Raw genomic sequence first — 20,799 nt, 5'->3', positions numbered from 1 at the left:
TTTGAAAGGATCTCTATCTTACTTATTTTTATGATGGCTCTTCAGTGAGTAACTGAGTAGCTTGAATTCCGTTTTCTTGTAAAAAGCCGAGAAGTTGTACTAGCGACTGAATATTCGCGGTTTTTTCTGCTCCAATTACAATTGGTTTATCGCTTGATTTACTCTCTTCTAACAGCGCGAGGGTAAAGTTGTCCCAATCGATGTATGTCTTGCCGTTAATAGCCCAGTAAGGCTCGTCTTTAAGAATATTTACCGTGATGGATTGCTTATCGACATCTGCAACAGCCTGAGATTCTGTGCTCGGTAAATTGACGTCTAATGAATCGAGTTTGACCGCCGCGGTTAACATCAGGAAAACCATGACGATAAAAATAATGTCTAACAGCGGTGTTAAATCGGGGGTTAAACCGTTACGACTATTTTCTTGTGGTGTTTTAATCATTTAGTTGCTGCCTCAATCTTCCCAGAAGAGCGCAGTGTTACTTTTGAGTGGTCTGGCGAGACATGCTGTAACGAGATACCTTCAAGCCATAAGTTGACGTAGTTTAAAGTGTGCTCAAGCTTGGCGATTACACGATCCGCCCACAAACCAATGATCTGCGCTCCTGAAATGGCAGGAAGTGCGATAATGAGACCCGCGGCAGTGGTGCGCATAGCAAGACCTAGGCCGTCAGCCAAATCATTCGGAGTGATATTCCCCGTTGAAACCGCGATGCCTTTAAACATGTCAATTAAGCCAAGTACCGTACCAAGCAAGCCAATTAAAGGGCTGATGACGCCAATCAGCGTCAGCAAACGAAGGCCGGAATGCAGCTGATGGCGTTTTTCTTGCAGCCAAATACCTGCGGCATCCTCTCTTAAAGATTTAGAGAAAGAATGATGAGCAAGCAACATCGCAACACCACGGTACAGAAGCGGCCGCTTATTCGACAACTCTTCAGCAAGTGCTTCAAGTTCGCTCCCATTTGTTGGGTCTAATCCTGTGAGCTTTTGGCGAATGGCTCGCTTTCCTACACCAAGGCTAATTAACACATGGAATAATCGCTCGGCGATGATCATCACGGTTAGAGCTGAGCAAATGATCAAAGGCCATGTCATCAGCCCAAATTGAGTTTGTAATTCTTGTAGTTGTTCCATTATCCATCCAACTTAAAACGAACAGGTACTTGTACTCGGTGAGCGACTTTTAGCCCACCTGAAATATGTGGTGTAAATTGCCACTGTTTGATCGCACGAAGTGCTGAGGCATCTAGCGACTCTGTGCCGGAAGACTCAATCAAAACCTGTTTAATCTGGTTACCATTCTCATCTAGCCATATCTCATACAAGGCTACACCTTCAATACCGCGTCTTTGTGCAGACCTTGGGTAACGGGGTTGTGTTGGTTGACTCACAAACGTTGGTTTGTCTACCAAGACAGGCTGAGACGTTGCCCCTTTGGATTGGCTCGCAGGTGCGGATTGTTGAGCTACCGTCTCTTTCTTCACTGGTTCCGTTTTTTTCTTTGGTTTCGCTTCGGGCTGAACCTTTTGCTTTGTTACGGTTTTGGTGGGCTCGACCGCTTTAGGTTTAGATTGTTTAACCGGTTCAGGTTTTTTCTCTACTACCTTCTTCTTAACAGCGTCTTTCTTGACGACCTGTTTTTTTACAATCTTCTTTTCTGGTTCAGGTTGGTCTTGAGGCTGCTGCTCTTTTGGTGGCGCTACATTTTCTGGTGTAGATTTTTCGACAGCGGGAGGAGCAGACACAAGATTTAGACTTACCGAACTTGCTGGGTTTCCAGCCGGCATCGCGAACACCTTTGTCTCTTGAGAAACAAAAAGAAGTGCGGCATGGATGGCAAGGGAAGCACCTCCTGCAATGACATATCTTTGTACGTTCACGGAATATCTCGGGAAACTATGAAAACTTGGGCAGATTATTACTTACAATGGAAATAAGATCAATTATCAATTGCATTATCATTACGCTCAAATTATGATTCTTGCAGAATTTTTAAGATCAGCTTCCATCCCTTACATGATGGGAGTTAAGCGAGTATATATGAGCGTCGATATCGATAAGCTTGATGAATCAGTGTTGGGCAGTGATAGTCCTGATCCATTGCGATTTGCTTTTGTTAAGAAGCATTCTGCACATGCCGGGGGAGCGAGCGTACCTGTGCCCTTGTCTCAACAACAGGCGATTTTTTCGAGTATTACGGCTAACTCAATTAAAGCGACCAATAAGCGCTGTCTTTATATTCATGTTCCGTTTTGTCGCGTTCGTTGCACTTTTTGTAACTTCTTTCAAAATGCTGCAAGTCGCACACTGGTTGATGAGTACTTTGAAGCATTAATGCAGGAGCTTAGAGAGAAAGCGGCATTACCTTGGACACAAAATGGTATTTTTCACGCCGTATATATCGGGGGCGGAACGCCAACGGATTTATCTCCAATACAGGTTCGTGTGTTAGGCCAGGCTATCCGAGACCACTTTCCTTTGGCCGCAGACTGCGAAATCACCTTAGAAGGTCGCATCAATCGTTTTTCTGATGAGTTGTATCAAGGCGCTTTAGACGGTGGGTTTAATCGTTTCTCTTTTGGTGTGCAAAGTTTTAATACACAAGTGCGCCGCAGCGCAAAACGTTTAGATGATAGAGAAGATGTCCTCAAACGGGTGAGCGAGATCGCCAAAGAAGACAAAATTCCGGTCATTATCGATTTACTCTATGGCTTACCTTATCAAACCAAAGAAGTGTTAGAGCAAGATTTAAATGATTTCCTCTCGACTGGCGCACACGGACTGGACTTGTATCAGTTAGTGGTTGGTGGGTCAGCTCCCATGCTCAACCTCGTAGAAAAGGGAAAAATCCCGCCACCTGCGACCACACCAGAAAAAGCGGGAATGTATGAGCTCGGTGTGAACTTTATGGCCAAACACCATATGAAGCAACTGAGTGTGAACCATTGGGCAATCGATAACCGCGAGCGTAGTTTATACAATAGTTTAGCCAAGACTTATGCAGAGGTATTGCCAATTGGCTGTGGTGCTGGAGGTAATATCGGTGGCTACGGGATGATGCAACACCGCACACTAGAGACCTATATTAAAGCGGTCAAAGAAGGTCAAAGCACCATCGCGATGATGATGAAGCAAAGCCCTCTAGAACCACTTTTTTCTGCACTCAAATCTGCGTTTGACCGTGGCATTGTTCAAGCAAATCAACTTCCATCATTTATGGGAGAGGACGCGTTCGGGTTTTTATTGCCTCTATTTAAAGTGTGGCAAGCGAAAGGCTTAGTACAACTACATGAACGTAGCGCAGTCCTTACTCTTGCAGGCAGCTTCTGGGCTGTGTCATTGGCTCAAAGTTGTATTCAGGTACTCACGTCAGAGATGAACGAAACCGTACCGAAAGCATCCAATAATTAATGAAAACAAATTGAACAAAAACGGAAGACACAATGGAATCAATCAAGCAACAAGTTGAAGTATTACTAGAGCAAGAACCACAATTATTGCCAGCTGCGATGGCAGAGCGTCTTGGCATTTCCGAGTTTGAGGTTGTTGCGGCTCTACCTCAGGAAATGGTGGCTATTGCACCAGGAGAGCAAGCGCAAAGCATCTTAGAAAGTTTGGTTGGTTTTGGCCCGGTGACGACCATCGTCCACTCTTTTGGTTCTATCTTTGAAGTTAAAGCGCCGTTTCCAAAAGGAAAAGTGGCGCGTGGCTATTACAATTTAATGGGTAGAGAAGGTGAACTGCACGGCCACCTTAAATTAGATAACGTTAAAAATGTCGCATTAGTCAGTAAACCGTTTATGGGTAGAGAGAGTCACTATTTTGGTTTTTTCTCAGAGTGCGGAAGCAATATTTTCAAGATTTATTTAGGCCGTAACGAAAAGCGCGAGTTGATTGAAGAGCAAGTCACCGCATTTCGCGCCCTACAAGCCGAATTAAAAAAGTAATCACAAACATAATCGAGGCTTAACTCGAATACTAATTAGTAAAGTCAGGTATCAATATGGATCAACAAGTTAAACAAGAGCGTTTGCAAGGTCGTTTAGGGCCAGAGATCAAAGAGTTCCGTCAGGAGCGTCGTACACTTCAGCTTGCAACTGTCGATGCAGAAGGTCGCCCGAATGTAAGCTACGCGCCTTATGTCCAAAACCAGGAAGGTTATTTCGTTCTCATTTCTAAAATCGCTCGTCATGCCCGTAACCTTTTAGAAAATCCAAATGTTTCATTGATGATGATCGAAGATGAAGAGTCTTCAAAGCAGCTGTTTGCTCGTAAGCGCTTAACTTTTGATGCGGTAGCAAATGTAGTTGAGCGAGACACAGAGATGTGGCAACAAGTTGTTGGACAAATGAAAGAGCGTTTTGGTGAGATTATTGATGGTCTAAGCCAGCTAGAGGATTTCGTTTTGTTCAACTTAAAGCCAGAATCGGGGCTATTTGTTAAAGGTTTTGGTCAGGCGTATCAAGTGTCTGGTGATGATTTAGTCGATTTTGTTCACCTTCAAGAAGGTCATAAGAAAGTCGAAAGTGCCTGATTGTAAACCGATCATATGAATGTCGATCATTTGGCATAATGAACGTTTAAAGGGAGTTAGGTTATACTGACTCCCTTTTTTATATTGGAACAAAAGCATGAAACCTGTAAGCAAGGAATTGAGCGAGATTTGCTATCCGTTTATTTACGAGGACAGTCCGGTTTGTGACTTTGAAATTACAGCAGATGAACTTTGTAGTCGTATTGGCCTTGTTCTCGCTATGGAGTTGGACGAGTTTAGCCGTGATATACTGACAAGAATGCAGCCTAATGTTTATCATCTAAATGGTTCGGTTCGCGGAAAATTAGCGATTACAGAGACGGAAGTTGAAGAGTTAAAGGCCGATTATGCTTTGCTCAAGCAACGCATTGATGGTGGCTTCAAAGGCTTTGTTCTACCCGGAGGACATCCGGCAGCCAGTCAATTGCATTTGTGCCGTTGCCAAGCTAAAAAAACGGTACGAGCATTAGTTGCCGTTGAACATACAGGTAAGAAGCAGCCCGCACCTATTTTGTTTCGTTACGCGAACTTATTAGCGAATGTACTTTACAGCCTAGCTTCTTATATTAATCATACTTATCAAGTCAAAGAGACGGAATTCGTTTCTCGTAGTTACGCGATGCCAAAGAAGTGAGCTGAGAAATTAGCGGATGTGAGCATCAGGGATAGGACAAGCACTGCATTATATTCTCAAATCAACTCGTCCAATAAGAGTTAAGAAGTCATAGCTTTGGCTTCTAGCTCTTTTGCTCCGCGAAGCATCGCTTCGATTAGTTCTCCTGCATTGAATTTCTCAAGTGCCTCATGCGCGCCAACTTGGTGAGCTCTGTCTACACAGATTTCGCTCGATAACGATGTATGTAAAATGCGGTATGAATGGTTCAGAGAGGAATTATTCTGAACTTCAAATGCTAATTCATAACCGTCTAATCCGGGCATTTCAATATCGCTGACCAGAATATCAATTGGGCGATGAGCCGCAGCGTCACTTTTCATCAGTTCCAATGCATCTAAACCATTTTTACAGATTTGATACCCAATATTGATGCTATCGAGTGCGTCACACAGCTGTTTACGAGCGATGGAAGAGTCATCCACTAATAGAATACTGAGTGCTTTTAGGCGTTCTCGCTCAATATCTGTCAGCATTGGGATCTTTGAATTCTCGTACTGCGGATAAATTTTGGAAAGTAGCAGTTCCACATCCAGCATTTGAACAGTTTTATCCTCGTAGCGAGTAATTCCAGTCACGAAAATACTTTTTCCAGCGCTCGGAGGTGGCGTTTCAATAGCTTTCCAATCGCACTCAATGATCTTCTCTATACTACGAACCATAAAAGCAACCACGGTTCGCAAGCAATCTGTCACGATCAAGTAGCAGCTTTTATATTCTTCTTCACTAATAGGACGAAAGCCAACAGCCGCTGACATATCGATCACTGGTACTGTTAAGTTCCGTATCGTAACGGTTCCAATGACGTGATGATGCGAGTAAGGGATCTTTGTCGTTGGCATGTACGGGACGATTTCACGGACTTTTAGCGTACCGATAGCGAAACTCTGTTGCAGGGTGAGCTTAAACATCAACATGCCCTGAGATTGATTCGCTTTGCTAACGACTTTTGCCATGAAAATAACCTTATAAATACCACCGAATTGTGTCTAATCTAATCTTATCAGACGAAGGCTTCAACCATCGGAGAGACAAATGTGAGCTTTTTAGACAATCTTTTAGAGAATAGTGATTAACTGAGCAAAACTTGTTTGTATTTTAAACTCATTATGTAGACGATTTTATATTCCTCGTGTATTTGGGCCTTTACCGCTGAGCTATTATTAAGAAATGTTTGGTCTGTTAAAAAGGATTGGGTACACTTGCGCGACCAGAATAGTGAGAGATAGATCAATGGCAAATACAGCAGCCGCATTACATATTCTTGTGAAGCACAAAGAGCAAGCGGAAGACATAATCAAGCAACTGAAAAAAGGCGCAAAGTTTCAGACATTAGCGAAGAAGTATTCAACTTGCCCGTCAGGCAAACGCGGTGGTGACCTTGGTGAATTCCGCCGTGGTCAAATGGTACCTCAATTCGACAAAGTGTGCTTTTCTGGCGAAGTGTTAACGCCGCATTTAGTTAAAACCAAGTTCGGTTGGCATGTTGTAAAGGTGCTTTATAGAACATAAGGCTTGGTATCGACCTAAACATTGTCAGATGAAACCCACAAGCATTAAATATCATCTGTACGGTCTCTTTTCACCAATCACTACCGTTATGACATGGCAGATACATTCTGATCTGCCATGCTCCACCAAACGCCAATCTTTCCAAACTAGAAACTCATTTATATGCAGTTAACTTGGCTTTTCTCATAAGTCGTTATTCTATTTCAAGCTTTGATATGAGGATACGTTTGCCGGTTGTATCAATTATCAATGCTATTCCTTGCTGGCGAACTTTGGTTCATGTTCGGGCGCCATTCGCATATGATAGCGACCTTATAAAAATTAATCCTCTTCATAATTTAAGATGTCCCTGACTCATAAAGACTATTTTAAAATCGCATTTCCTTTCATCGTTTCTACTGTTACCCAACCATTATTGGGGGCGGTGGACACCGCGGTGATCGGTAAACTCGGTGTGGCTGAGATGATTGGTGGTGTAGCGATCGGCACCGTCATCATGAATACCTTGTATTGGCTGTTTGGCTTCTTCCGCGTCAGTACTACCGGGCAAAGTGCAATCGCATTAGGTAAAAATAGCCCAGAAGATCAAGCGAGCAGCTTATTGCGTCCTTTCGTGCTTTCGCTCTGCCTTGGCTTGATTTTCATTGCGTTGCAGTCCGTGATTTGGATGGGGGCAGAGCTGATTATCTCCCCTGATGCAGTCGTGGCCGAAAACGCTAAGATTTACTTCGATATCATGATCTTTGGTGCGCCATTTGTACTGCTGAACTACACCGTGATTGGTTGGTTGATGGGGCAGGCGAAAGCCAAAGAAACCTTGTTCACGCAAGTGTTTGGTAACGTGCTGAACATCGTGCTGGATATCGTATTTGTGTTGTACTTCGATATGGGCATTGCTGGCGTTGCGGTAGCGACACTTATCGCGCAAATCTCGACATTTGTTATTGGTGCGGTGCTGGTGTTGAAAACCTGTCGCTTCCCGCTGTTTGATTACATTCAGACCGCGAAAATGACGCGTAAAGATCTCAAAGTTATCGCGTCTTCCAATATGGATCTGCTGCTTCGTACTGTGTGTCTATTGGTGTTCTTCAACATGATGGCGCGTGTAGGCTCTCAGCTTGGTTCTGATGTGCTTGCGGCGAACGCAATCTTGATGCAAGTGACCTTCATCGTCAGCTACATGTTTGATGGTGTGGCGAACGCGTCGAGCGTCTTTGCTGGTAAAGCCGTAGGGCAGAAGAATCCGACATTGCTTGATAACGTGATTAAGCTAAACACGCAATGGACCGCGGCGTTCGTTGTTGTATTGACCTTGCTGTTGGTGCTATTCAAACACCAATTAGTGACGTTGTTTACCACTTTGCCAAACCTTGTTGCACTGTATCTAGACATGAGCCCTTGGTTATTGGCATTCCCGTTGGTTGCTGGTTTTGGTCTTACGTTTTACGGCATCTTTACCGGTACAGGGACGACGCGACCAGTGCGTAACTCTACCTTTCTAACCATGGTGTTGTTCTTAGTGACTCAATTTATTGCGGTGCAATATTGGGGCAACCACGGTTTATGGCTGGCATTCACTCTGTTCTACGTTGGGCGCTTTGTCTTCTTGTTCCCATACCTCGAACAAGTCAAACAAAAGTGTCAGTAATTCACACTGTCACAAAAGACCTAATTTAGATGTTCTTATAACAAGGGTGGAGCCATCTGCCCTTGTTGATAAATCTGAAAAAGGTGATGAAATAACCCCTCCGACTGGTTTCCTTGCTTTAACCCGCATGATATTATTTGTGATGTTATATTATTACATTTAGTTTGATGCCGTGATTTCTCAACCAGTACTCTCCGTTAATAATCTCAGCCTTACAGACTCAGAGCGCACACTCTTCAAAGACATTTCTTTTGAGCTGTTTCAAGGTGAAGTTCTTGCCATTATGGGACCTTCCGGCATTGGTAAATCCATGTTGTCGAAAGCCGTCGCAGGTTTTTTGCCGTTAGATATTTGGGTAGACGGAAGTATCCAGCTTAACAGCAGTGAGGTAGCACAAACTGCCATGCTGCAACGGAGTCAATCTCAGCGTCCTGCGGTCATTTTCCAAGATGCACTTAAAGCACTGAATCCATTGGCCTCTGTCGAGCAACAACTGTGTTTGGCATTGACGGGCAACAAAACACGTTTGTCTTCAGCAAACCGAGAAACGGTGACGACCTTGCTGTCTCAACTCGGATTTGCGGATCCAAAAGCAGCATTGGCGCAGCATCCAAGTCAGCTATCTGGTGGTCAGCGCCAGCGTATTTGTATTGCCATTGCATTGCTTGGTAGTGCCAACTTGATCATCGCTGATGAGCCCACCAGTGCGCTCGATCCAATCACCGAAGCGGAGATCCTTGAGTTGTTCCGCAGCAGTGTTCAGCAACGCAACATCAGTGGTTTGTTGATCACGCACGATCTATCTGCGGCTTTGGCGTGTGACAAAGTCTTGGTGATAGCGGACAACACCATGGTGGCTTATGGCGCACCATGGCAAGCCATTCAGCAAAGTTCGCATCCTTTCTGCCAACAACTTGCGCAACTGCTGCCTTAACCTCATCTCTGGAGCCTATTTTGACTAAGCACAACTTGAGCGGGCACACGCAGCCTAAATCGACGGAAGTTCGCTTTGAGCAAGCCAGTGTTCACTATTACTCCAAACCAAGTTGGTTAGGGGGCAAACCGTTCAAAGCGCTCGAACAATTGGATCTTGCCATCGACACAAAGAACATTGCGATTGTTGGTCCTTCTGGCGCGGGTAAATCGACTTTGATTGAGCTTCTGTTTGGTCTTCGTAAACCCACATCTGGTGAAGTGTATGTGTGTGGTTATCCGTTATCGCGTAGCTCGGCTAAGCAGCGACAAGAGTTGTGTCAGCACATTCAGCTGATCCCACAAGAGCCGCAATCGAGCTTGAATCCGTACTACACCGTTCGCCAGATCTTACTGGAGCCGCTAAGCAATATTGGCTTGACGCAAGAGCTCAATGAGAAGGTGGAAAAGGTCTTGGCGGATGTCGGTTTGGATCTCACATTGCAGGATCGTAACCCGCAGCAGTTATCGGTTGGGCAAGCGCAACGTGTGGCTATCGCCAGAGCTTTAATTGTTGAGCCTTGCGTGTTGGTTGCCGATGAGCCAACCAGCAGCCTAGATCCCGTCAGTCGTAAACAGATTCTCGACTTGTTGGCAGGCATTCAAAAGAGTCGTCAGATGCGCCTGATTTTGGTGACACACGACCTCGATGCGGCACAAACCCTATGCGATGAAATCCTAGTGTTAGACAAAGGACGCGTTGTCGAGCACGGCACAGCACAGAACGTGACAAATAACCCATCGCACTTGATCACGAGAGCCTTGATGAGCGCTCAACACAAAAGTAATGAATTCACAAAAACCATTGGAGAGGTTTCTTATGCACCTTAGTACTCCCAAGTTAGCTTTGTCGCTGGCTTTAAGCGCATTGCTGACGGGTTGTTTTGACTCTGGCGAAAGCAAGCCAGATGCGGAAAAAGCAGCGGCACCGCAAGCAACGGAAATTCGCGTTGCCATGATGCAACCACCACGCACAGGTTTATCGCCACTTTCAGATGACGCGTTCAAACTGTCACGTTGGAGCACGGCAGAAACGCTAGTGAACCTAAACGATCAGTCGGTAGCAGAACCTATGCTGGCAACAGAGTGGGAACAAGTTGACCCGATGACGTGGCAGTTTACGGTACGTAAAGGCGTGAAATTCCACGATGGTTCTGACCTTGATGCCAACGCGGTTGTGAACTCTCTACAAAAAGCATTAGATGCTGCACCAAAGCCACGCATTTTGGATGGTATCGAATGGCAAGTTCGCGCATTGGACGACTTCACTGTTGAAATCAAAACGACCTTTAACGATCCATTGTTGCCAAGCCGTCTATCTAGCCCACAGCTAGCGATCCTTTCTGGTGCTGCATACCAAGAAAACGGTCGTGTTGTGCCAATCAATGCGGGTACGGGTCCATTCGTTCTGACAGAAATCAACGGGACAACCAGCGCGAAACTGAAGCGTTTTGATGGTTACTGGGGTGAAAAAGCGAAAGTAGATAGCATCTTCGCTGAATACGTACCAAACGGTTTTGCGCGTGCTGCAGCGCTGCGTACCGGTGAGGCGGATGTCGTTGAAGCGGTTCCTGTATCGCAAATCGCGATGATGGAATCTTCACAGCTGCACGAAGTCGCCATGCCGCGTACCAACACGCTTTACCTAAACAACAAATCAGATGTGTTTAGCCAGTTCGGTTTGCGTAAAGCAGCGGCTCAAGCAGTTAACCGTGAGCAAATCATCAAAACGGTTTACGAGAACCACGCCGACTCAGCGAAAGGTTTGTTAGGTCCTGCATTGGCATGGGCGGGACCAATTCGTGATGCGAACCCTCGTATGGAAACCATGGAAATGCGCCACGCGAATGGTGAGAAGATCACCATCGGTACATTTACCGACCGTGCTGAGTTGCCAGAAGTAGCGGTGCTGCTAAAGCAACAACTTGAAGCGGCTGGCTTTGTGGTTGAGCTAGACGTTCGTGAATACGCACAAATCGAAAACGATGCACTAGCAGGTAAGTTCGATGCGTTCTTGTTGTCACGTGCAACGGTGCTGGATTCTGGTGACCCAGTGGCGTACATGCAAAGTGACTTTAGCTGTAAAGGTTCTTACAACCTAGGTCAGTTCTGCTCTGAAGAAGTGGACGCAGCATTGAAACACGCTGACCGTCAACCATTGGGTGAGAAACGCCAACAAGCGATCATCGAAGCAGAAAGCAAAATCCTTGAGCAATACGCTGTGATTCCACTGCTTCACGAGCGTGTAATCCAAGGTGAGAGTGACCGCGTGAAGAACGCACAACGTGACCCACGTGAGCGTCGCCTGATCGACCAGTTTACTGAGGTGAACTAACTCGATGTCGTCTGTTGCCAACATGCGCTCTCGTTGGAGCGCTTGTATGCCTGAATGGTTTACGCGTTTTTTGTCGCGCTTCCTGTCACTCGGGGTAGTGGTTGTGCTGGTGGGTTTGATGCCGGATATTGCCGGTATCGACCCAAGCCAATCAATCCTCCGTGCCCGTGCGGGTGCTCAACAATTGCTGACGGCAGAAGCTCTGCAAGCCATTCGAGAAGATCTTCAACTTGACCGCAGCGCTGCTGAGCGACTGTGGGATTGGTTGACGCTTGCCATGCAAGGTGACTTAGGTGTCTCTTGGGTGAGCGGGGCGTCCGTCATGGAGAGCGTTCAACAAACCGCAAAAACGTCACTATTACTGATGCTTACAGCGTTAGGTATAGCATTTGTAATGTGCATGGCGAGCGTGCTTTACACCGTGCGTCGTTGGCAACAGAATCGTTTAGACAAGCATCACGACACGCTCAGTTCGGTGTTGGTCTCATTGCCGGAATACGTGATTGCTTCATTGCTGATCATGGTATTTTCCATTTGGTTGGGTTGGTTCCCACCTTATGGTTGGCAAGGCGTGCAAAACCTCTGGCTACCAAGTTTGGCAATGGCATTGCCTGCTGCTGGTTTGTTCGGGCGCTTGCTCAATGACAGCCTCAAGCGTGTATTAGATGAGCCTTGGGTGATCACTTGGTTATCGGCGAACGTCAGTAAGTTCCAAATCTTACGCTTTGCCTTGTGGCGTGCCGTTAGTAACTTGATTCCTCAAATCGCAATGACGGTGATTGGTTTAACCGGCGGCGCGGTTGCTGTGGAACAAGTGTTTTCCATTCCGGGTATAGGACGACTAATCTTAGGCGCAGCGAAATCACAAGATCTGCCGATGCTGCAAGGTGGCTTGTTGGTGTTGCTGGTGTTCTCGATGTTGATCAGCAGTGCGAGCATCTTATTGCAACGCTGGTTACTCGGGCACAGTGTCACAAGTGGCAAGCTGATCAGCAGTCACAGTACGTTCCGTTTTACCCAAAGCACCACCAAACGCATCGTCAGTGCGACAATCTTTGCCTTGCTGATTGGTTGTGCGGGATGGGCGTTAATGCGCGATCCTTATACCATCCAATTTACCCGCCTTGAATCGCCAAGCTTAGCTGCCCCGTTTGGTGCCGATGCGGTTGGTCGAGATCTGCTTGCTCGTGTTGGCGGCGGTATGATGTCGACAATCAAAATGGGCATCATCGCAACGTTCCTAAGTTTAGTGATTGGTTTGTTGCTCGGCTTCGTGACTCGTTATAGCCAAGGCTTAATTGAGATCACCAAAGGTGTTCCATACATTGTGGCGGGTCTGCTGATTGCAGGTCTAACGGGAATGAACCCAAACAGTGCCTTGATTGCGATTGTTATGGTGTCATGGGCACCATTAGCGGCGCACTGTGCGAGCTTGTTGATGGAAGCCAAAGCGCAGCCTTATACGCATCTTGCGCCCATTTGGGGAACCAGTCAGTGGCGAGTACTCCGTTACTACTTGTTGCCTTATGTGCTGCCGCCATTGATTCGTCACGCGTTTCTGCGTTTGCCGTACATTACGCTCAGCCTGACTTCTCTGAGCTTTATCGGACTTGGCGTTAAGCCACCAGAACCTGAATGGGGCTTATTGATTGCAGAGAATCTGCCTTACATCGAGCGCTCACCATTAGGTGTCTTACTACCAATCTCAGGCTTGGTTTTGATGGCAATTGCGGTGAATTTGATTTTTGATGACAAGTGACGAGCAGCGATAAAGCGAAGTGAGCTTCCATATCCCAGATGTAATCAGTAATTTGGTAATTTAGAAAACAAAAGGATGTGTTTTCTGCCAGAAAGTACACAGCACGGTCTATGTATATTGGAAGCACCTATAAATTAACGAGTATAAAAGTTACGCGAACTCAGATATTTAGGTAGTGTTACTCTTTATACACACGTAATCCTTTATCCGTTAATTCTTGAGTGACCACTTCGGATAGGTTTCGATCGGTAATAATTCCGTCCAATTGCTCGATGTCTAATGCATGAAAGCTCGCTATCTGACCGTATTTAGTTGAGTCTGAGATCAGATAATTGGTTTGTGCCGCCTTGATGATTGCTTTTTTAACGAGAACTTTATTTTCATTAGGTGTTGATAAGCCTTTCAAGCTCCAAGATGAAGTCGAAATAAAGGCGATATCAATATTTAGCCCATTCAAGAACTCTGCGACTTTTCCTCCAATGGTGGATTGGTTCTCGCGGTCAATTTTTCCCCCAGTGTGGTAAAGCTCACATTCACTGTGCGTCATAAGGAAAGCAGCAATAGAGAAGTCATTGGTGATCACTAAAAGATCATTACGATTTGCTATTTGATGGGCGATTTCTAGAGAGGTTGTTCCCGCATCCAAGTAAATCGTAGCGTCTTGACCAATTAACGTAGCCGCCAGCTTACCAATTTGAATTTTTTCATCCGCTTGTTGCTCGACCTTCGCATCATGGGAAAGTTCGGAATGTAGAGCTTGAGCGAGTTGCACTCCACCAGAAACAGAAACGACTTTACCTGAGGATTCAAGCTTCACGATATCACGACGAATGGTCATATGTGATACGCCAAGGTGGTCGGTTAAATCTGAAATGCTTAACACTTCTTGATGTGATAACAGGGATAATATGGTTCTTTGACGTTCTGCTGGGATCATAGTTTCACTTCTATATTCTTGTTTTTCAGTATCCTACCAATCTTTTCATTTGTTGTGAATATCTGTGAATTATGTTCTCAACGTTGTAAGAACAGCCTTCGCTTGTGTTAACTGCTCGGAATATCTCTGCCCATAAAGAGGTATATATCACGACATTGTTAATTTGTGTGAAAAAATGTGATTCAAAGCGAGGTCTTAGTATTAATCTTCACATATAATCACATCAACCAAACAAGAATTAACAAAGTTTAATAGACCAGAAGGCATTGTTTTTATGAGTGAAGTTCAATCTGTAGGTGTTATCGGTTTAGGCTCTATGGGAATGGGCGCCGCAAAGTCATGTGTGCGTGCAGGCCTAGATGTCTATGGTTTCGATTTAAATTCTCAAGCGCTTGAAGAGTTAGGTTCATTCGGTGCAAAAGCTGTTTCTACAAATGCAGTTGAGTTTGCAGATAAGCTTGATTCGGTTCTAGTTCTTGTTGTGAACGCAGCTCAAGTTAACACGGTCTTGTTCAAAACCGGTCTTGCTACAGCGCTTAAGCCGAATACGCCAGTAATGGTTTCAGCAACCATCTCAGCAGAAGACGCAAAACAAATTGAAGCGAAATTGGCAGAACACAATCTTGTGATGCTTGATGCACCGGTATCTGGTGGTGCTGCAAAAGCAGAATTAGGTGAGATGACTATTATGGCGTCGGGAGCGCAAAGCACATTTGATGCACTTGAACCAGTACTCAACGCAACGGCAGCTAAAGTCTACAACATCGGTGAAGCGATTGGCCTAGGCGCAACTGTGAAGATTATCCACCAATTGCTAGCAGGTGTTCATATCGCAGCTGGTGCTGAAGCAATGGCATTAGCGGCACGTGCAAACATTCCTCTTGACCTGATGTACGACGTGGTGACGAATGCAGCGGGTAACTCTTGGATGTTTGAGAACCGCATGAAGCATGTAGTTGATGGTGACTACTCCCCTAAATCTATGGTCGACATCTTTGTGAAAGATTTAAACCTCGTATCGGACACAGCAAAAGATCTCAAATTTCCACTTCCTCTATCAAGCACAGCACTAAACATGTTTTTGAGTGCAAGCAATGCTGGTTTTGGGCAGGAGGACGACAGTGCCGTTATCAAGATTTTTGATGGTATTGAGCTTCCAGGTGTAGAAAACAAACAGAAATAAGCGCACGTAAAACGGAGAAAAAATGATGTTATTAGGCGTTATCGCAGACGACTTTACTGGCGCAACAGACATCGCAGGTTTTCTTGTAGAAAACGGCATGCGCACAGTTCAGCTTAACGGTATTCCAAAAGAAGAGATTGATGTAAACGCAGATGCGGTCGTGATCAGTCTTAAATCTCGCTCTTGTCCTGTAGATGAGGCAATCGAGGATTCAGTAGCGGCGCTTAAGTGGCTGCAAGCAAATGGCTGTCAGCAGTTTTACTTCAAGTACTGCTCAACGTTTGACAGCACAGCAGAAGGTAACATTGGTCCTGTAACGGATGCACTGCTTGCAGAGCTAGGTGAAGCGTTCACCATTGTATGCCCATCATTACCAGTGAATGGTCGCACAGTTTACAACGGCCATCTATTTGTATTCCAAGACTTGCTAAGCGACTCAGGTATGCGTAATCACCCTGTGACACCAATGACTGATTCAAGCCTAGTTCGTATGATGGATGCTCAATCTCAAGGCAAATCTGGCCTGGTGAACTTCCAAATAATTGAACAAGGTCCAAAAGCGGTAATTGGGCGCTTTGAAGAGCTAAAAGTACAAGGCAACCGCTATGCAGTGGTTGATGCATTCAATGCAGAGCATCTTGTCACACTTGGTCAAGCGGCGAAGTCTCTAAAACTGGTAACTGGTGGTTCTGGTTTGGCTGCGGGTATTGCTAAGAACTGGATAGAGAACCTTGAAGATCAAAGTGATGCGAAGCAAGAGGGGAACCCTAAAAAGGCACCAACCGTTGTGTTATCTGGATCTTGTTCTGTCATGACCAACCAACAGGTCGCTGTTTACAAAGAAAAAGCGCCACACTTTGCTATTGATGTGAAGGCGTGTCTGACGGAAGAAGATTACTTAAATCAAGTGTTTGATTGGGTCATGACCAACATCGAAAGCGAGTTCGCACCACTGGTTTACGCAACCGCAGATGCAGCGGCGTTAAAAGCGATTCAACAAGAGTTTGGCGCGCATGCTTCAAGTCACGCGGTTGAACAATTCTTTAGCCAACTTGCAGTTAAACTTCAGCAGAACGGTGTGAAAAATTTCATCGTTGCGGGTGGGGAAACCTCAGGGGTTGTAACCCAAAGCCTAGCCGTAAAAGGTTTTCATATCGGTCCTCAAATCGCACCAGGTGTACCTTGGGTGAAGTCACTTGAAGGCGAGCTTTCTTTGGCTCTGAAATCGGGCAACTTCGGCGATGAACACTTCTTTGCCAAAGCACAGTCGTTTTTTGAATAGGTGAGGTTGTGATGAATAAAGAATTGATGACAGAACAACAACTGCGAGAGCAAATGGTCACTATGGCGCGCTCTATGTTTGAACGTGGCTATGCGACTGGCGGCGCTGGCAACCTTTCTCTAAAACTGCCTAATGGACACTTTCTGGCAACGCCAACTGGTTCTTCGTTCGGCCGCTTGATTGCTGAAGAGCTTTCGGTTGTGGATATTGATGGCAACCATATCTCTGGTGAAAAGCCATCAAAAGAAGTCGCTTTTCATCTGGCGATTTATCGAAATAACTCAAAGTGTAATGCGATTGTGCATCTGCATTCTACTTACTTGACGGCGCTTTCTTGTCTTGAAGGTCTAGATCGCGAGAATGCCATCAAAGCTTTTACACCTTACTTTGTAATGCGCATTGGCGAACTGCCAGTGATTCCGTACCTGCGCCCGGGCGACCCTCAGATTGCTGAAGAACTTGCGCAACGGGCTAGTGACTACCGAGCTTTCCTCCTGGCGAACCATGGTCCAGTGATCACGGGTACGGACTTTGAAGATGCAGTGGATAACGCAGAAGAGCTAGAAGAGACAGCGAAGCTAGCGTTCATTCTTAAAGACAGCAACATCCGCTACTTAACGGATACTGAGATTCAAGACCTAAAAGGGAGAGGTAAGTAATGGCTAAATTCGCGGCAAATCTGACAATGTTATTCACAGAAGTTCCTTTTCTAGATCGTTTCGAAAAAGCACACCAAGCGGGCTTCAAAGCGGTGGAATACCTTTTCCCATACGCATTCGAAGCGCAAGAACTAGCAAGCAAGATACAGCAGTTTGGTTTTGAGCAAGCGTTATTCAACATGCCTCCAGGTGATTGGGATGCAGGTGAACGAGGTTTTGCAGCTATTCCGGGGCGTGAGGATGAATTTAAAACGAGCGTCGAGACTGCGCTGATGTACGCCAAGGCACTGAACTGTAAAAAGGTTCACGCTATGTCTGGCATTGTTGATTCACGCTTCACTCGTGATCAGCATATTGAAACCTTTATCTCAAACATTCGTTATGCAGCGGATAAGTTTGCCGAACATGGTGTTGAGCTGATGATTGAGCCACTCAACAATCGCGATGTACCGAACTACTTCGTTGCACATCAACGTGAAGCGGTGGAACTCATCAAACAAGTGGCTCGTCCAAACGTGAAATTGCAGCTCGATCTCTATCACGCACAAATTATGGACGGTGATCTGAGTACGTTGATTCGCGATGTGGCGCCATACACAGGCCATATTCAAATTGCTTCTGTGCCTGAAAGGCACGAACCATCGGAAGGCGAACTGAATTACCCACACCTATTCAATGTTTTGGATGACTCTGGTTACCAAGGCTGGATCGGTTGTGAATACAACCCAAGGCATAGCACGCAGCTGGGCCTTAGTTGGGTTAAACCATACCTATAACAATTTTAATTTCTATCCATAAATAACTTGAAACCAATTACAAAAACAAAGGGTCGTGACTATGAATATTATCATAACTGGAGGGGCGGGTTTTCTCGGAACCCTACTTGCCAAATCACTACTAAAAGAAAACAAAGCTGAAAGTATTACTATTGTCGACATTCAAAAGTCGCGCTTAGAGGGCATTGATGACCGAGTCGTTTCTTTAGTCATGGATATGACAAAGCGAGAAAATATAGACCAAGTTATTACTGCCGAAACGACACACATTTTTCATTTAGCGGCAATTGTATCGAGCCATGCTGAGCAAGATTTTGATTTAGGCGTAGCTGTAAACCTGACGACCACACAGTTATTGCTTGAGCGTTGCCGTAAAGTAAACCCTAATATTCGTTTTACGTTTGCTTCATCTTTAGCTGTATTTGGTGGTGATCTTCCGGAAACGATTACACCAATAACAGCACTTCATCCTCAGTCATCCTACGGGACGCAAAAAGCTATAGGTGAGTTATTGGTGAACGACTATGCCCGTAAAGGCTTTGTTAAAGCTGTATCCGTACGTTTACCGACTATTTGTATTCGCCCTGGGAAACCAAACCTTGCCGCTAGCTCTTTCGTAAGCGGAATTATTCGTGAGCCTTTGAATGCTCAAGAATCAAATTGTCCTGTAGACCCTACGCTAAAACTTTGGATATCGAGCCCGTCTAGAGTGGTGGACAATATTCAATATGCAGGGCTAATGCCTTATGAGCAGTTAAATAATCTGTCCTATAGAACGCTTAATTTACCTGGTATTCAAACTACACCAGCTGAGATGATTCAAACAATGGACACTCTAATGGGTAAACAACTTTCTAATTATATTACCTATGAGCATGATGCGGGTATTGATCGTATTGTGAGTAGTTGGCCACAAAAAATTGATTGTACTAAAGAACTGGAGCTTGGATTTAAATCAGACAGTAATTTCAAGGATGTATTACAACAATTTATTTCTGTTAACAATATGGAGATTGTCTAATGTTACCAACCTCAGTAATTGGACTAATAGTAGCCGTATCAGTCCTTGTTTTTCTTGTATTACGTACAAAAGTACATGTGTTAATTGCGATGTTAATTGCGGCATGTATCGCAGGTATTATTGGTGGGTTAAGTGTTGACGACACGATTGCGACCGTTAGCAAAGGATTTGGTGGAACATTAGGCGGTATAGGGATTGTCATCGGTCTCGGCGTTATGATGGGGGCTATTTTAGAGGCTTCTGGAGCAGGAGAAAGTATTGCCTATAATTTTATAAAGTGGTTAGGAAAAAAGAAAGAAGAGGCCGCTCTTGCTGTAACTGGCTATATTGTTAGCATCCCAATCTTTGTGGATAGCGCGCTTATCATTCTTTATCCAATAGCGAAGTCTTTGTCAAAAACGTCCAATCGCTCGATTTTAACGCTTACGGTTGCTCTGGCGGGCGGCTTGGTCGTAGCGCATCACGCTATTCCGCCGACTCCAGGGCCTTTGGGCGTTGCTGGTATCTTTGGTGTCGATCTTGCCAGCATGTTAGGTTTTGGTTTGATGATCGCAGCGCCTTGTGTCATGGGTATTGTTTGGTATGCAAGATGGTTAGAAAAGCAGTTTCCTGAATTCATTCCAACCGAACATTTCTCGAAGTCTAGTGAGCAACTGATTAATGATCACAAAGAGTACATTGCAAGTAAAGAAGCGAAAGACCTACCATCTTTAAGTAAATCTATCGCTCCAATTATTATCCCAATTTTACTTATACTTGCGAAATCAGTGATGGGTTTATTAGAGGGGACTTTCGGTTTCGAAGGGCTGACTGCAACAACATTTGGTCAATTTATCGCTTTTATCGGCAGCCCTACTATTGCACTATCAATAGCGACGTTATTAGCGGTTTACACATTGGGTAATAACCTTACCAAAGAAGAAGCGAATGAAAAGATGGAACAAGGAATCTCCACTTGTGGCATCATTTTGCTAGTAACAGGAGCTGGTGGCGCGTTAGGTGCCGTATTGCGTGAAACGGGTGCGGGCGCAGAGATTGCTAACCAAGTTGCAGGGCTTCCTATTTCTGCGGTTATGATTCCATTTATTATTGCGACGTTAGTTCGTATTATTCAGGGCTCTGGTACAGTCTCCATGATAACCGCTGCTTCTATATCTGCCCCAGTTTTAGTAAATATTCCTGACGTTAATCTTTTATTCGCAGCGACGGCAGCTACGATGGGATCTCTATTTGCTGGCTACTTTAATGACTCGTTATTCCATATTGTTAATCGACTAATGGGGGTGACCGAGGTTAAGAAACAACTCATTATTTGGACTATTCCAACAACAATTGCTTGGGCTATTGGTGGTTCATTAGTCATGATTCTTAACTTATTCTTCGGATCTCATGGTTCAATCTTTGATCCCGTGTTACCACTTGCTGTACTTTTGGGGTGTGTTGCATTTACAAAATCTTACAGCGCTAAGCACGTCGAATTACAAGAGGTATAAAGGTTTACTTGT

General features: G+C 45.1%; 21 protein-coding genes. 16 read left to right on the top strand and 5 right to left on the bottom strand.

The features are described from left to right. Positions 1-28: 28 nt before the first annotated feature. From R7D93_RS01655 to R7D93_RS01645, 3 genes are read right to left on the bottom strand one after another with little or no spacing between them, the layout of a single operon-like run. Complete coding sequence (locus R7D93_RS01655; protein WP_005375322.1) at positions 29-442, bottom strand: ExbD/TolR family protein; 414 nt, start codon at positions 440-442, stop codon at positions 29-31. After that, a complete protein-coding gene (locus R7D93_RS01650; RefSeq protein ID WP_225496350.1) occupies positions 439-1,137 on the bottom strand; it encodes a MotA/TolQ/ExbB proton channel family protein in 699 nt (232 codons plus the stop codon). The genes R7D93_RS01655 and R7D93_RS01650 overlap by 4 nt, the downstream gene beginning before the upstream one ends. Continuing rightward, positions 1,137-1,883, bottom strand: a complete 747-nt coding sequence (locus tag R7D93_RS01645; protein ID WP_064354554.1) for an energy transducer TonB — start codon at positions 1,881-1,883, stop codon at positions 1,137-1,139. The genes R7D93_RS01650 and R7D93_RS01645 overlap by 1 nt, the downstream gene beginning before the upstream one ends. Positions 1,884-2,043: 160 nt before the next feature. Between R7D93_RS01645 and hutW the strand changes: the two genes are divergently transcribed. The 4 genes from hutW to R7D93_RS01625 all read left to right on the top strand — a co-directional run bounded on the left by hutW (position 2,044) and on the right by R7D93_RS01625 (position 5,171). Further along, complete coding sequence (gene hutW, locus R7D93_RS01640; protein ID WP_225496346.1) at positions 2,044-3,414, top strand: heme anaerobic degradation radical SAM methyltransferase ChuW/HutW; 1,371 nt, start codon at positions 2,044-2,046, stop codon at positions 3,412-3,414. A 32-nt stretch (positions 3,415-3,446) separates the two neighbouring features. Further along, on the top strand, positions 3,447-3,950 hold the full coding sequence (gene hutX / locus R7D93_RS01635; protein ID WP_005375329.1) for a heme utilization cystosolic carrier protein HutX: 504 nt from the start codon (positions 3,447-3,449) through the stop codon (positions 3,948-3,950). 56 nt (positions 3,951-4,006) lie between these two features. Continuing rightward, positions 4,007-4,537: a heme utilization protein HutZ gene (hutZ, locus tag R7D93_RS01630; RefSeq protein WP_005375331.1), complete on the top strand. Its 531-nt coding sequence runs from the start codon at positions 4,007-4,009 to the stop codon at positions 4,535-4,537. Between the two features lie 97 nt (positions 4,538-4,634). Further along, a complete protein-coding gene (locus R7D93_RS01625; protein WP_053307872.1) occupies positions 4,635-5,171 on the top strand; it encodes an ATP:cob(I)alamin adenosyltransferase in 537 nt (178 codons plus the stop codon). Between the two features lie 80 nt (positions 5,172-5,251). Here the strand turns inward: R7D93_RS01625 and R7D93_RS01620 are convergent, their stop codons facing one another. Next, complete coding sequence (locus R7D93_RS01620; protein ID WP_053307871.1) at positions 5,252-6,166, bottom strand: chemotaxis protein; 915 nt, start codon at positions 6,164-6,166, stop codon at positions 5,252-5,254. Between the two features lie 214 nt (positions 6,167-6,380). On the opposite strand from R7D93_RS01620, the gene ppiC reads away from it, so the two are divergent. The 6 genes from ppiC to R7D93_RS01590 all read left to right on the top strand — a co-directional run bounded on the left by ppiC (position 6,381) and on the right by R7D93_RS01590 (position 13,436). Continuing rightward, positions 6,381-6,722, top strand: a complete 342-nt coding sequence (ppiC, locus tag R7D93_RS01615) for a peptidylprolyl isomerase PpiC (protein WP_080276970.1) — start codon at positions 6,381-6,383, stop codon at positions 6,720-6,722. A 343-nt stretch (positions 6,723-7,065) separates the two neighbouring features. Further along, positions 7,066-8,370, top strand: coding sequence for an MATE family efflux transporter (locus tag R7D93_RS01610; RefSeq protein ID WP_213867846.1), 1,305 nt, complete (start codon positions 7,066-7,068; stop codon positions 8,368-8,370). Positions 8,371-8,542: 172 nt separating this feature from the next. Next, positions 8,543-9,304 carry an ATP-binding cassette domain-containing protein gene (locus tag R7D93_RS01605; RefSeq protein ID WP_080773751.1) on the top strand — a complete coding sequence of 254 codons (762 nt, stop codon included), beginning with the start codon at positions 8,543-8,545 and terminating at the stop codon, positions 9,302-9,304. A 20-nt stretch (positions 9,305-9,324) separates the two neighbouring features. Then, positions 9,325-10,173 (top strand): ABC transporter ATP-binding protein, encoded by an 849-nt coding sequence (locus R7D93_RS01600; protein ID WP_213867845.1) that lies wholly within the window; start codon positions 9,325-9,327, stop codon positions 10,171-10,173. Beyond that, entirely contained in the window at positions 10,163-11,677 is a 1,515-nt protein-coding gene (locus R7D93_RS01595; protein WP_213867844.1) for an ABC transporter substrate-binding protein, read from the top strand. Before R7D93_RS01600 ends, R7D93_RS01595 begins: the two co-directional genes overlap by 11 nt. Before the next feature lie 4 nt (positions 11,678-11,681). After that, positions 11,682-13,436, top strand: a complete 1,755-nt coding sequence (locus R7D93_RS01590) for an ABC transporter permease subunit (protein WP_405537427.1) — start codon at positions 11,682-11,684, stop codon at positions 13,434-13,436. Positions 13,437-13,614: 178 nt separating this feature from the next. On the opposite strand, the gene R7D93_RS01585 is transcribed toward R7D93_RS01590, so the two are convergent. After that, positions 13,615-14,373, bottom strand: a complete 759-nt coding sequence (locus R7D93_RS01585; RefSeq protein ID WP_005375354.1) for a DeoR/GlpR family DNA-binding transcription regulator — start codon at positions 14,371-14,373, stop codon at positions 13,615-13,617. A gap of 274 nt (positions 14,374-14,647) precedes the next feature. Here R7D93_RS01585 and ltnD point away from each other — a divergent pair, with 274 nt between their 5' ends. The 6 genes from ltnD to R7D93_RS01555 all read left to right on the top strand — a co-directional run bounded on the left by ltnD (position 14,648) and on the right by R7D93_RS01555 (position 20,787). Beyond that, complete coding sequence (ltnD, locus tag R7D93_RS01580; RefSeq protein WP_005375356.1) at positions 14,648-15,556, top strand: L-threonate dehydrogenase; 909 nt, start codon at positions 14,648-14,650, stop codon at positions 15,554-15,556. Between the two features lie 25 nt (positions 15,557-15,581). After that, positions 15,582-16,838, top strand: a complete 1,257-nt coding sequence (gene otnK / locus R7D93_RS01575) for a 3-oxo-tetronate kinase (protein ID WP_005375358.1) — start codon at positions 15,582-15,584, stop codon at positions 16,836-16,838. A gap of 11 nt (positions 16,839-16,849) precedes the next feature. Next, positions 16,850-17,497: an aldolase gene (locus tag R7D93_RS01570; RefSeq protein ID WP_005385078.1), complete on the top strand. Its 648-nt coding sequence runs from the start codon at positions 16,850-16,852 to the stop codon at positions 17,495-17,497. Further along, a complete protein-coding gene (gene otnI / locus R7D93_RS01565; RefSeq protein WP_005375365.1) occupies positions 17,497-18,273 on the top strand; it encodes a 2-oxo-tetronate isomerase in 777 nt (258 codons plus the stop codon). Before R7D93_RS01570 ends, otnI begins: the two co-directional genes overlap by 1 nt. Positions 18,274-18,334: 61 nt before the next feature. Next, positions 18,335-19,294 (top strand): D-erythronate dehydrogenase, encoded by a 960-nt coding sequence (gene denD / locus R7D93_RS01560; protein WP_005375367.1) that lies wholly within the window; start codon positions 18,335-18,337, stop codon positions 19,292-19,294. Then, positions 19,294-20,787: a GntP family permease gene (locus R7D93_RS01555; RefSeq protein WP_005375369.1), complete on the top strand. Its 1,494-nt coding sequence runs from the start codon at positions 19,294-19,296 to the stop codon at positions 20,785-20,787. The genes denD and R7D93_RS01555 overlap by 1 nt, the downstream gene beginning before the upstream one ends. The last annotated feature ends 12 nt before the right edge of the window (positions 20,788-20,799 follow it).

Source organism: Vibrio sp. YT-15 (assembly GCF_033337445.1).
Classification (GTDB): domain Bacteria; phylum Pseudomonadota; class Gammaproteobacteria; order Enterobacterales; family Vibrionaceae; genus Vibrio; species Vibrio alginolyticus.
The sequence above is the reverse complement of the archived record's forward strand: the minus strand, read 5'-3'. Positions and strand labels throughout refer to the sequence as shown.